Here is a 12,036-nt window from a genome sequence, read left to right as displayed (position 1 = left end):
TTCAGCGCTTACTCCCATCCCGTGCAAAGCAATTTCTGATGAACTGCCGGCGCATCGAGGCGCCGGCCGCAGGTAAATCGATCGCGCGGGTCAACCGGGGGCGCAGATGCCCCGCGCGACACCGCGCTCAGAGCGCGTGGGCCTGGTCGCCGGCGACCGGCGCCGCGTTGCCTTCCTCTTCGGCCGGCACGTAGCGCAGCTCGCGGTTCAGCACGCGCTTCGCGCGCACCTTGTCGATATCGTTCTCCCACACCGCGACGACGACCGTCGCGACGCAGTTGCCGATCAGGTTGGTCAACGCGCGGGCGATGCCGACGAACCAGTCGACCGGCAGGATCAGCACGAGGCCGAGCACCGGAATCGCCGGGATCGCCGACAGCGTCGCCGCGAGGATCACGATCGCCGAACCCGGGATGCCGTGCGCGCCCTTCGACGTGACGAGCGACACGAGCAGCACGACGATCAGGTCATGCGTCGACAGCGGCGTGTTGGTGGCCTGTGCGATGAACAGCACGGCGAGCGTCAGGTAGATCGAGAAGCCGTCGAGGTTGAACGAATAGCCGGTCGGGATCACGAGGCCGACCGTCGAATCCTTGACGCCCATGTATTCGAGCTTGCGCATCACCTGCGGCAGCACCGCATCCGACGACGCCGTGCCGAGCACGATCGACAGTTCCTCGCGCAGGTAGCGGATCAGCTTGAATACCGAGAAACCCGCGAGCCGCATCACGATGCCGAGCACGACCGTGACGAACACGATGCAGCTCAGGTAGAACACGGCGACCAGGTAGCCGAGCTGCTTGAGCGACGAGACGCCGTACTTGCCGGTCGTGAACGCGATCGCGCCGAGCACGCCGAGCGGCGCGAGCTTGATGATGAAGCCGATGATCCGGAAGAACACGTGCGACAGTTCCTCGATCAGCGAGTTGACGCGCTGCGCCTTGTCGCCGAGCAGCGACAGCGCGGAGCCGAACAGCACCGCGAACACGAGGATCTGCAGGATGTCGCCCTTCGCGAACGCGTCGATCGCGGTGTCGGGGATGATCTTCATCAGGTAGCCGGCCGTGTCCTTCAGGCTTTCGGCGTTCTTCGCGTACGACGCGAGCGACGACGCGTCGAGCGAATGCAGGTCGATGTTCATCCCGACGCCCGGGCGCGTGACCCATGCGAGCACGAGCCCGATGCCGAGCGCGAGCGTCGTCATGATCTCGAAGTAGATGACGGCCTTCAGGCCGACCCGGCCGACCTTCTTCAGGTCGCCCGCATTGGCCATCCCGCTGACCACGACGCAGAACACGATCGGGCCGATGACCATCTTGATGAGCTTCAGGAACCCGTCGCCGAGCGGTCGCAACGACTCGGCGAAATGCGGGAAGAACGCGCCAAGCGCGACCCCCAGGATCAATGCGACGACTACTCGGCCAAACAGCGAATTGAGGAATTTCGACACGGCGCTCTCCCGATCCAACGGTTGCAGTTTCGTCTGTTCATACTGGTAAGACCAGTGATGTTATGGTGGATAGTAGGAAGCCGATATAGTGACGTCAAGGACGGACAAAATAGGGATTTCCCGCCCCCCTCGGCCTGCGTCCGGCGCCCCGAAAGCGGGCCTGATCGTGGCTTTCCCGTAGTGCAGTCATGCACCGCGCATGTGCGGATTACAATGCCGGTCAGACCGGCCATCGTTCACATCATGAAAAATGTTCCGCATACCGTGACCGACGCCGCCATCGCGACGATCCGCGACCGGATCGAGGCAGGCGTTTATCCGGTCGGCAGCCTGCTGCCGGCCCAGCGTCAGCTCTCCGAGGAGCTGGAGATCAGCCGTGCGTCGCTGCGCGAGGCGCTGTCGACGCTCGAGGCGCTCGGGATGCTGCGCATCCGCGCGGGCAAGGGCGTGTACGTCGAAAGCGCGCAGGCGACGGACGCGCACGCGTGGCGGTTCGCCGAGCAGTCGTCGCCGCCCGACACGTACCAGATGCGCTACGCGCTCGAAGGGTTCGCCGCGCGGATGGCCGCGCACGTCGTCAGCGACGACGATATCGCGTGGTTCGAGGACAACCTCGCCGACCTGCACGTCGCGTTGACCGAAAGCGCGCTCGACGAAGCATCGCAACTCGACTTCGACTTCCACATGCGGATCATCCATCTCGCCGGCAACGCGGCGATCGAATCGATCCTGCGCGGCAGCGCGGACATCATGAAGGAAAGCCAGCGCATGCCGTTCTACCGGCGCGAGCTGCTGCTGTCGACGTGGCACGAGCACCGCGCGATCGTCGATGCGCTGATCGCGCGCGACGCGGCCGCCGCGGGCACCGCGATCGAAACGCACATCGCGAACGCCGCGCAGCGCGCGGGCATCTTCTTCCCGACGCCGGGCGCCTGACGGCCGGGCGGTGCGCACCGCACGAGCGTCACACCGCAGCGATCGGACTCTCGTCGATCGCGAAACAACGCACGCGCTTGCGCCGGACGATCACGCGGCCTCGTCCGCGAAATCGATCAGCACCTTCATCGCGCGCTGCCGGTCGCCGGCCAGTTCGAACGCGAGGTTCGCGTCGCGCATCGGGAACACGCGCGTGACGGCCGGCCTCAGGTCGACGCGCCCCGCGTTGATCAGTTGCACCGCGAGCGCGAATTCCGCATGGAAGCGGAACGATCCGCAGATCGACAACTCCTTCGCGACCACGACGTTCTGCGGCAGGCTGACATCGCCGCCGAGCCCGAGCTGCACGACGACCCCGCGCGGACGCATCACGTCCAGACCGTCGCGCAGCGCGCGCGCATTGCCCGAACACTCGATCATCACGTCGAACGTACCCTTGTCGGCGCCGTAGCGCGCGACCCATCCGGCATCGGCCGCCGCATTGATCGTATGGTCGGCGCCGAGCGCGCTGGCCACTTCCAGCGGCGCTTCGACGACGTCGGTCGCGACGACCTCCGCCGCGCCATGCACGCGCGCCGCCGCGACCGCCAGCACGCCGATCGGCCCGCAGCCCGATACGAGCACGCGCTTGCCGATCAGCGGGCCCGCGCGCGAAACCGCATGCAGCCCGACCGCGAACGGCTCGGCGAGCGCCGCGAGCGACAGCGGCACGTGATCGGCGACCTTCACGCACTGCGTCGCGTCGCACACGAGCGCGTTGCGAAACGCGCCCTGCACGTGCGGCATCCGCATCGCGCTGCCGTAGAAGCGCATGTCCAGACACTGGTTCGGCAAGCCTTCGAGGCAATAGCGGCACGTACCGCACGGCCGGCTCGGATTGACCGCGACGCGATCGCCGACCTTCACCGACGTCACGTCGGGCGCGACCTCCGCGACCGTGCCGGCGACTTCGTGGCCGAGCACCATCGGCTGCTGCAGCCGGATCGCGCCGAAGCCGCCGTGCCGGAAGTAATGCAGATCGGACCCGCAGATGCCGCCCATCGCGACATCGACGCGCACCTGGCCCGGGCCGATCTCGCCCGCGTCCTGTTCTTCGACCCGCAGGTCGTTCGGCCCGTGGATCACGACACACATGCAACGCATACGCATACCTGCCTCCCTATACGGCGCTGGTCAGCCCGCCGTCGACGAACAGCGTCTGGCCGTTCACGAAATCGGACGCGGCCGACGCGAGGAAGATCGCCGCGCCGCACAGCTCGTCGACGCGCCCCCAGCGGCCGGCCGGCGTGCGCTTGCACAGCCAGTCGGAGAACGCCGCGTCGTCGACCAGCGCGCGATTCAGTTCGGTCTCGAAATAGCCGGGCGCGAGGCCGTTGGCCTGGATGCCGTGGCGTGCCCAGTCGGCGCACATCCCTTTGGTCAGCATCCGCACCGCGCCCTTCGTCGCCGCATACGGCGCGATCGTCGGCCGCGCGAGCTCGCTCTGCACCGAACAGATGTTGATGATCTTCCCGTGGCCGCGCGCGATCATGTGGCGCGCGACGGCCTGCGCGACGTTGAACACGCCGTCGAGATTCACGCGCATCAGCGCATGCCAGTCGTCGGGCTCGAATGCGTCGAGCGGCGCGCGGCGCTGGATGCCCGCGTTGTTCACGAGGATGTCGATCGCGCCGACGCGCGCCTCGAAATCGTCGATCGCCGCGCGCACCTGCGCATGCTCGGCGACGTCGAACACCGCATGGTCGGCCGCGAAGCCTTCGTCGCGGAAACGGCGCGCGAGCGTCGCGGCCTTCTCTTCATTGCGATCGTTGATGACGATCGCCGCGCCGGCTTCCGCGAGCCCGCGGGCGAGCGTCAGCCCGATCCCGCGTCCGGAACCCGTGATCAGTGCGCGGCGGCCGTCGAGGCGGAACCGGTCAAGCGCGTGGGTCATGCATGTCTCCTCGTGCCAGTGGAGCCGGCTGCCCGTCGCGGCCGGTCTCGCGTTGACGGTATCTTCGGCTGCCGGCCCGATGCCGCGCCAATGGTCTTTTTTGATCCGGTTATCATGAAATCTGATTACCGCCCTCTCCTGCCCGCCGCCCATGGAACTCAAGCAATTGCGCGCCTTCGTCATGCTCGCGGAAGAGCTGCATTTCGGGCGCGCGGCGCAGCGCCTGTTCATTGTGCAGCCCGCGCTGAGCATGCAGATCAAGGCGCTCGAGGAAGAACTCGGCGCACGGCTGTTCGAGCGCGACCGGCACAAGGTCGAACTGAGCGACACGGGGCGCGTGTTCCTGCCTGAAGCACGCGCGACGCTGCAGCAGGCCGCGCGCGCGGAACAGATGGCGCGGCTGTCGAGCCGCGGCGAGATCGGCACGCTGCGGATCGCGTTCGTGTCGTCGGTGCTGCCCGCGCTGCTGCCGGCCGTGCTGCGCACGATGCGCGAGCGCTACCCGCTGATCGCGCTGGAACTGAAGGACATGCCGACACCCGACCAGATCGCCGCGCTGCGCGACCGGCGGATCGATTTCGGGATGATCCGGCTGCCGGCCGCATATGCGGGTATCGACACGCGCGTGGTGCTTGAGGAAGGCTTCGTCGTCGCGCTGCCGCTCGACCATCCGCTCGCCGCACACGACACGATCCCGCCGGCCGCGCTGCGCGGCCAGCCCGCGTTCGTGCTTGCGCGCCGCTACGCGCCCGGCTTTCACGACGACATGCTGCTCGCGCTGAGCCGCGCGGGCACGACGCTCGAAATCGCGCAGGAGTTCGGGGAATTCACGACGATGCTTGCGCTCGTCGCGGCGGGGATGGGCATCGGGCTGATCCCGGCGGAAGCCGCGAGCGCACTGCCGCCGAACGTGCTCGCGCGGCCGCTCGACCTGGCCGGCCACCGGAGCGGTATCGGTCTCGCGTGGACCGACCTCGACAGCCCGCTGAAGCGCGCATTCGTCGCCGCGCTCGAACAGGTGACGGCAGACCGGTGACGACGCACTCCGGGCAACAAAAAAGCCCGGCCGGAAAACCGGGCCGGGCTCGTTCGCCGCGCGTGCCGCGTTGCCGCGGCCGCGCAACGTGCGGGATTACTTCGCGTTCGCGAACGCGACAGCCGTATCCAGCATGCGGTTCGAGAAACCCCACTCGTTGTCGTACCAGCTCGACACCTTGACGAGACGGCCCGACACCTTGGTCAGCGTCGCGTCGAACGTCGACGAAGCCGGGTTGTGGTTGAAGTCGATCGACACCAGCGGTGCATCGTTGTAGCCGAGGATGCCCTTCAGCGCGCCTTCCGATGCTTCCTTCATGATCGCGTTGACTTCCTCGACCGTCGTGTCGCGCTTCGCGATGAACGACAGGTCGACGATCGACACGTTGATCGTCGGGACGCGGATCGCGTAGCCGTCGAGCTTGCCGTTCAGTTCCGGCAGCACGAGGCCGACGGCCGAAGCAGCGCCCGTCTTCGTCGGGATCTGGCTGTGCGTGGCCGAACGCGCGCGGCGCAGGTCTTCGTGATAGACGTCCGTCAGCACCTGGTCGTTCGTGTACGCGTGGATCGTCGTCATCAGGCCGGTTTCGAGGCCGATCTTGTCGTTCAGCGGCTTGACGAGCGGCGCGAGGCAGTTCGTCGTGCACGATGCGTTCGAGATCACGGTGTGCTCGGCCTTCAGCACGTCGTGGTTCACGCCGTAGACGATCGTCGCGTCGACGTCCTTGCCGCCCGGCGCCGAGATGATCACCTTCTTCGCGCCGCCCTTCAGGTGCGCGCTCGCCTTTTCCTTGGTCGTGAAGAAGCCCGTGCATTCCATCACGACGTCGACGCCGAGCTCGCCCCACGGCAGTTCTGCCGGGTTGCGGTTCGCCAGCACGCGGATCTTGTCGCCGTTCACGACGAGGTAGTCGCCGTCGACCGTCACTTCGCCCGGGAACTTGCCGTGCGCGGTGTCGTACTGGGTCAGGTGCGCGTTGGTCTTCGCATCGCCCAGATCGTTGATCGCGACGATCTCGAGATCGTGCTTCTTGCCGTTTTCATAAAACGCGCGCAGCGTGTTGCGGCCGATACGGCCGTAGCCGTTGATTGCGACGCGAATCGTCATGGTCTATCTCCTGATGGCTGAAAAAATTCGTTTCGTGCAGCTTCACGGTGCGACGCGCGCGACGGGTGGCGCGCGTCGCGAATGCTTTTAGGCCAGCACGGCCTTCGCGGTCTCGACGACGTGCTCGACGGTGAAGCCGAAGTACTTGAACAGCACGCCGGCCGGCGCCGATTCGCCGAACGTGTCGATCCCGACGACGCCGCCTTCCAGGCCGACGTACTTGTGCCAGAAGCTCGTCACGCCCGCTTCGATCGCGACGCGGCGCACGCCGTGCGGCAGCACGCGTTCGCGGTATTCGGCGTCCTGGCGGTCGAACACGTTGGTCGACGGCATCGACACGACGCGGGCCGCGATGCCTTGCTGCGCGAGCGGCTCGACGGCCTTCATCGCGAGCTCGACTTCCGAACCCGTCGCGATCAGGATGATCTTGCGCGCGACGATTTCTTCGTCCCAGTCCTTCAGTACGTAGCCGCCCTTCTCGACGTTGGCGATCTGCGCGTCGGTACGCGGGTTGAACGCGAGGTTCTGGCGGCTGAAGATCAGGCTCGACGGACGATCCGCGGCAACCGCGTGCGTCCATGCAACGGCCGTCTCGACCGTGTCGGCCGGACGCCACACGTCGTGGTTCGGGATCAGGCGCAGGCTCGACACGTGCTCGATCGACTGGTGCGTCGGGCCGTCTTCGCCGAGGCCGATCGAATCGTGCGTGAACACGAAGATCGACGGTACCTTCATCAGCGCGGCCACGCGCAGCGCGTTGCGGCTGTAGTCGGAGAACGTCAGGAACGTGCCGCCGAACGGCTTGTGGCCGCCGTGCAGCGCGAGGCCGTTGATCGCGGCGCTCATGCCGAATTCGCGCACGCCGTAGTTGATGTGGTTGCCCAGCACGACGCCCGCGCCTTCCGGATTCGCACGGACCGCCTTCGACGCCTTCCAGTTGGTCAGGTTCGAGCCGGTCAGGTCGGCCGAGCCGCCGAGCAGCTCGGGCAGCGCGGCGGCCAGCCCTTCGATCGCCTGCTGCGACGCCTTGCGGGTCGCGACCGTCTCGGCGCGCTCGTTCGCGCCGGCGATGATCGCCGCGGCCTTCTGGGCCCAGTCGGCCGGCAGCTGGTTGGCCATCCGGCGCTCGAATTCGGCGGCTTCTGCCGGGAACTTGGCGCGATATTGCGCGAACGTCGCGTCCCAGTCGGTTTCGGCACGCTTGCCGGCTTCCTTCGCGTCCCAGGCCGCATAGACTTCCTGCGGAATCACGAACGGCTCCCACTTCCAGCCGAGCGCTTCGCGCGTCTTCGCGATTTCTTCCGCGCCGAGCGCAGCGCCATGCACGTCGTGGCCGCCGGCCTTGGTCGCCGCGCCCTTGCCGATCACCGTCTTGCAGCAGATCAGCGTCGGCTTGTCCGACAGCTTCGCCTTCGCGATCGCCGCGTCGACTGCGTCGACGTCATGGCCGTTCACGTTCGGGATCACGTTCCAGCCGTACGCTTCGAAGCGCTTCGGCGTATCGTCGTGGAACCAGTTCACGACGTCGCCGTCGATCGAGATGCCGTTGTCGTCGTACAGCGCGATCAGCTTGTTCAGCTTCAGCGTGCCCGCGAGCGAGCAGGCTTCGTGCGAGATGCCTTCCATCAGGCAGCCGTCGCCGAGGAACACGTACGTGTGGTGATCGACGATCTTCGCGCCGTCGCGGTTGAACTCGTCGGCCATCAGCGCTTCGCCGAGCGCCATGCCGACCGCGTTCGCGAGACCCTGGCCGAGCGGGCCGGTGGTCGTCTCGACACCCGGCGTGATCCCGTATTCCGGGTGGCCCGGCGTCTTCGAGTGCAGCTGGCGGAAGTTCTTCAGCTCTTCGATCGGCAGGTCGTAGCCGGTCAGGTGCAGCAGCGAGTACAGCAGCATCGAGCCATGGCCGTTCGACAGCACGAAGCGGTCGCGGTCTGCCCAGTGCGGGTTCGTCGGGTTGTGCTTCAGATGGCGCGACCAGAGCGCGACGCCGATTTCGGCCATGCCCATCGGCATGCCGGGGTGGCCGGAGTTCGCTTGCTGGACGGCGTCCATCGCGAGCGCACGGATCGCGTTGGCCATCAGGGTGGTGGAGGCGGGAGACGAAGTCGTCATGTCGAGTCCGGAGAACGAGTCGAGGAAACGGGGGCACGGCGGCATCCGGAAGCTCGAGCGTCAATCGTTCCCGGCGCGCGGTGCGGCGCCTGACGGACGCGAAGCGGACGGAGCCTACGGACGGGGCTGCAAAGCTCGTCATTTTAACAGATGGGCTGACATTTCCCTTGTCGGCGCGTGGTGTTCCGGCACGGTTTTCCGTCAAACCGTGCGCCTCCTATAATTCAGACGTCAGAAACGACTGCCCTTGGCGGCCCACCCGTGAGCACCACGCTACTCTTTCACCCTACGCCCGACGCCACCTACGGCTTCCCGAATGCTCGGCGGCTCGCGCGCGTCGCGTCCCCGCACCAGCAGATCGAAGTCTGGGAAACCCCGCAGCTCGGCCGGCTGTTTACGCTGGACGGCCAGCCGATGACGTCGGTCGGCGACGAGTACGTCTATCACGAGTGCATGACGCACCCGGCCGCGCTCGCGCATCCGTCGCCGAAGAAGGCGCTGGTGCTCGGCGGCGGCGACGGCGGCGCGGCACGCCAGTTGCTCAAGCATGCGTGCATCGAGCGGATCGTGATCGCGGAACTCGATGACGAGGTGGTCGGGATGGCGCGCCGTTATCTCGACGACGTGCACCAGGGCGCGCTCGACGACCCGCGCGTCGAGGTCGTGATCGGCGACGCCGCGCATTTCGTCGACTCGACCGTCGAGCATTTCGATCTCGTCGTGTTCGACCTCACGCCGCCCGATTCGCCGGCGGCCGGCCTCTATACGCGCGCGTTCTACGCGCGGCTCAAGCGGATCCTCACGCCGTGCGGCGCGATCTCGATGCATCTCGGCTCGCCGGTGTTCCACGCGGCGCGCATCGCCGCGCTGCTCGACGACCTGCGCGCGAGCTTCGCGGTCGTCGATCCGTTGTCCGCGCACGTGCCGCTGTACGGCTCGCAATGGCTGATGGTGATCGCGAGCGACACGCTCGATGCGGCCGCGCTGTTCGCGCACGACGTCGACGAACGGCTCGCCGCGCGCCACGTCCAGGGCTTGCGCTACTACGACGCGCGGCTGCATGCATCCCTCTTTGCCCTGCCGCACACGCTGCGCGATACACTGGGCGTTCGCCGCTGAGCGTCCGGGCGGCCGCATCGTTCCGTTTTTCCTTCGTGGTTTCGTATGGTTCGCCGTGCGAAACGCGGGATCGGAACGACCCGGATGCAGTGCCAACCCGCTGGCCGACCGCGACGCATGGGACCCGATGCAAAGCATGGGGTTCGAGCAAGTGCTGAAGCACTGACTCGGTCCGGCATAGGCGCTGAAGCGCCAACACCGTTCGACAGGAGATTTTCATGACCGATCCACGTCCGGCCGACGTGCCTTGGTTGACGCCGTATCTGGCCGTGCGCAACGCACGCGCGGCCATCGATTTCTTCAAGGCCGCATTCGGCTTCGAACTGCGCGACGTGCACGACGAGGACGGCGCGATCATGCACGTCGAGATGGCCTACCGCGGCCAGTTGATCGTGATGTTCGCGCCCGAAGGCGCGTTCGGCTCGACCGCGCTCACGCCGAAGAGCGCGAACGCCACCGCGCCGCAGTCGTTCTATCTGTATGTCGACGACGTCGACGCCACCTGGCAGCGCGCGCTCGACGCGGGCGCGAAATCGCTGACCGCGCCGCAGGACCAGTTCTGGGGCGACCGGTTCGCGCAGATCGAGGATCTCGACGGCTACCGCTGGGCGCTCGCGCGCCATCTCGACGCATGAACGAAACCGCCACACGCATGAACGAAGCCACCACCACCGCGGCCGTGCCGCGCTTTTTCGTCGACGCGGCACTGCGCGCCGACGCCACGCTCGCGCTGCCGGCCGACGTCGCACGCCACGCGCAGGTGCTGCGCCTGCAGCCCGGCGACGTGCTCGCGCTGTTCGACGGCACGGGCGGCCAGTACCGCGCACGGCTCGTCGAGATCGACAAGCGCAGCGCGCTCGCGCAGATCGACGCGTTCGAGCCGGCCGAGGCCGAGCCGCCGTACCGCGTGACGCTTGCGCAGGGGATCGCCGGCGGCGACAAGATGGACTGGGTGATCGAAAAGGCCGTCGAGCTCGGCGTCGCGGCGGTCGTGCCGCTGTCGACCGCACGCGGCGTCGTGAAGCTTGCCGGCGAACGCGCGGACAAGCGCGTCGCGCACTGGCGCGGCGTCGTGCGCGCATCGTGCGAACAGTGCGGGCGCAACCGCTTGCCCGACGTCGCGCCGGTTCGCGGCTTCAACGCGTGGCTCGAAACGCTGCCGGCCGCGCCGACCGACGGCGAGCTGCGGCTGCTGCTGTCGCCGCGCGCGAGCATCCCGTTCGCGTCGCTGCCCGACACGCCGCCTGCAGCACCCGTCACGCTGCTGATCGGCCCCGAAGGCGGACTGTCGCCCGACGAGGAAAACGCGGCGCGCGCGCGCGGCTTCACCGCGCTGTCGCTTGGGCCCCGCGTGCTGCGCACCGAGACGGCAGGCGCGGCCGTGCTCGCGGCGCTGGCGGCGCGCTGGGGCGGGTGGTAACGGGATGGGCGTGCCGCCGCGAGGTGGCACGACACTTCCCGGCCCCCCGTCACCCTGCCGCGGCGCGATATGCGCCGGCGTCACTGCAGAATTGCGGCGCGTTTCCACGCTGCGGCTTATCGCGACTTGTTGCGCGACGATCCGTGCGGCATCGAATCGGACAACGCATCGAGAACCGGTGTCAGCACGTCTTGCGGGCTTCCGGTCGCCCAGCCTCCGTCCAGGCTGTAAAGGTCGATCTTGCCCGTCACGGGGTGCGTCACCTGTGCCGCGTCCAAAACCTGCGCCATGCCAGAGAAGATCGCCTTGAACGCAGCAATCCGTGCCGCGTCATTCTTCAGGCGACCGTTGCCCAGCTTCGCCTCCAGCGCCTTCCCGCCGGGCCCGGCATCCGGGACGCGGCACGCGAATTCGACCGTCGCGACCGTCTGGCCCTCGATGGCCGAGTTCGGTTGCCGCGACGAGCCGGTCGCCTTGCACTCCGAACGATTGAGCGCGCGCTGATACGCCGCGGCCATGCTCTCGACCGACGGACGCAACGCAGCACTCACCTTCGGCGGCATCGGCGCCAGCATCCCTTCGGCCATATCCTTGCGCATCGACTCGCCAAGCGTCGACAGAACGTCGACGTTGAGCGCGTCCTTCCCGTCATAACTCGGGCGTACCGCGTCGTTGAACTCGCGGGCTTTCGACACGTCGCCATTGACGAACGCGCCGATATAAAGATCGACGGTCCGCTCGGGCGTGAGCGGCGCAGCCTGCGCGGCGCCCGCCGCAACCAGCAGGGACAGCACGGCGGCACGCGCAAACGGGATACCCGCGCCGGCGCGTGCGGAACGGGAAATAGTCATGGGAAGACAGCCCTCTCTCGATGATTTGTTTTTCGCACCCGACACGACGGCTGCCGCAACCAGGCCGGC

The 12,036-nt window shown here is 67.4% G+C and carries 11 protein-coding genes; 5 read left to right on the top strand and 6 right to left on the bottom strand.

The window, feature by feature from the left end:
- Positions 1-127: 127 nt before the first annotated feature.
- On the bottom strand, positions 128-1,450 hold the full coding sequence (locus ABD05_RS08795; protein ID WP_047901131.1) for a C4-dicarboxylate transporter DctA: 1,323 nt from the start codon (positions 1,448-1,450) through the stop codon (positions 128-130).
- Positions 1,451-1,663: 213 nt separating this feature from the next.
- Between ABD05_RS08795 and ABD05_RS08790 the strand changes: the two genes are divergently transcribed.
- On the top strand, positions 1,664-2,386 hold the full coding sequence (locus ABD05_RS08790; RefSeq protein ID WP_082146073.1) for a FadR/GntR family transcriptional regulator: 723 nt from the start codon (positions 1,664-1,666) through the stop codon (positions 2,384-2,386).
- 90 nt (positions 2,387-2,476) lie between these two features.
- On the opposite strand, the gene ABD05_RS08785 is transcribed toward ABD05_RS08790, so the two are convergent.
- Together ABD05_RS08785 and ABD05_RS08780 are read right to left on the bottom strand one after the other, a co-directional pair.
- Entirely contained in the window at positions 2,477-3,535 is a 1,059-nt protein-coding gene (locus ABD05_RS08785; RefSeq protein WP_047899784.1) for an L-idonate 5-dehydrogenase, read from the bottom strand.
- 10 nt (positions 3,536-3,545) lie between these two features.
- Entirely contained in the window at positions 3,546-4,319 is a 774-nt protein-coding gene (locus tag ABD05_RS08780; protein ID WP_047901130.1) for an SDR family NAD(P)-dependent oxidoreductase, read from the bottom strand.
- A gap of 151 nt (positions 4,320-4,470) precedes the next feature.
- Between ABD05_RS08780 and ABD05_RS08775 the strand changes: the two genes are divergently transcribed.
- Positions 4,471-5,355 (top strand): LysR family transcriptional regulator, encoded by an 885-nt coding sequence (locus ABD05_RS08775; RefSeq protein WP_047899783.1) that lies wholly within the window; start codon positions 4,471-4,473, stop codon positions 5,353-5,355.
- 96 nt (positions 5,356-5,451) lie between these two features.
- On the opposite strand, the gene gap is transcribed toward ABD05_RS08775, so the two are convergent.
- Complete coding sequence (gap, locus tag ABD05_RS08770) at positions 5,452-6,462, bottom strand: type I glyceraldehyde-3-phosphate dehydrogenase (RefSeq protein WP_047899782.1); 1,011 nt, start codon at positions 6,460-6,462, stop codon at positions 5,452-5,454.
- 87 nt (positions 6,463-6,549) lie between these two features.
- On the bottom strand, positions 6,550-8,622 hold the full coding sequence (tkt, locus tag ABD05_RS08765; protein ID WP_047899781.1) for a transketolase: 2,073 nt from the start codon (positions 8,620-8,622) through the stop codon (positions 6,550-6,552).
- Positions 8,623-8,838: 216 nt separating this feature from the next.
- Between tkt and speE the strand changes: the two genes are divergently transcribed.
- The 3 genes from speE (at position 8,839) to ABD05_RS08750 (ending at position 11,116) form a co-directional block, all read left to right on the top strand.
- A complete protein-coding gene (speE, locus tag ABD05_RS08760) occupies positions 8,839-9,696 on the top strand; it encodes a polyamine aminopropyltransferase (RefSeq protein WP_047899780.1) in 858 nt (285 codons plus the stop codon).
- Between the two features lie 218 nt (positions 9,697-9,914).
- Positions 9,915-10,331, top strand: a complete 417-nt coding sequence (locus ABD05_RS08755) for a VOC family protein (protein ID WP_047899779.1) — start codon at positions 9,915-9,917, stop codon at positions 10,329-10,331.
- 17 nt (positions 10,332-10,348) lie between these two features.
- Positions 10,349-11,116 (top strand): 16S rRNA (uracil(1498)-N(3))-methyltransferase, encoded by a 768-nt coding sequence (locus ABD05_RS08750; protein WP_047901129.1) that lies wholly within the window; start codon positions 10,349-10,351, stop codon positions 11,114-11,116.
- Positions 11,117-11,232: 116 nt separating this feature from the next.
- On the opposite strand, the gene ABD05_RS08745 is transcribed toward ABD05_RS08750, so the two are convergent.
- Entirely contained in the window at positions 11,233-11,910 is a 678-nt protein-coding gene (locus ABD05_RS08745) for a hypothetical protein (protein ID WP_238594064.1), read from the bottom strand.
- Positions 11,911-12,036 lie beyond the last annotated feature (126 nt).

Source organism: Burkholderia pyrrocinia (genome assembly GCF_001028665.1).
Classification (GTDB): domain Bacteria; phylum Pseudomonadota; class Gammaproteobacteria; order Burkholderiales; family Burkholderiaceae; genus Burkholderia; species Burkholderia pyrrocinia.
This window is presented reverse-complemented; position numbering and strand designations above follow the sequence as displayed.

Bases quoted from the DNA above. Each gene is read 5' to 3' on its own strand.
- ABD05_RS08790 (WP_082146073.1), top strand. From the start codon at position 1,664: ATGCCGGTCAGACCGGCCATCGTTCACATCATGAAAAATGTTCCGCAT.
- ABD05_RS08785 (WP_047899784.1), bottom strand. From the start codon at position 3,535: ATGCGTATGCGTTGCATGTGTGTCGTGATCCACGGGCCGAACGACCTG.
- ABD05_RS08780 (WP_047901130.1), bottom strand. From the start codon at position 4,319: ATGACCCACGCGCTTGACCGGTTCCGCCTCGACGGCCGCCGCGCACTG.
- ABD05_RS08775 (WP_047899783.1), top strand. From the start codon at position 4,471: ATGGAACTCAAGCAATTGCGCGCCTTCGTCATGCTCGCGGAAGAGCTG.
- gap (WP_047899782.1), bottom strand. From the start codon at position 6,462: ATGACGATTCGCGTCGCAATCAACGGCTACGGCCGTATCGGCCGCAAC.
- tkt (WP_047899781.1), bottom strand. From the start codon at position 8,622: ATGCCGCCGTGCCCCCGTTTCCTCGACTCGTTCTCCGGACTCGACATG.
- ABD05_RS08755 (WP_047899779.1), top strand. From the start codon at position 9,915: ATGACCGATCCACGTCCGGCCGACGTGCCTTGGTTGACGCCGTATCTG.
- ABD05_RS08750 (WP_047901129.1), top strand. From the start codon at position 10,349: ATGAACGAAGCCACCACCACCGCGGCCGTGCCGCGCTTTTTCGTCGAC.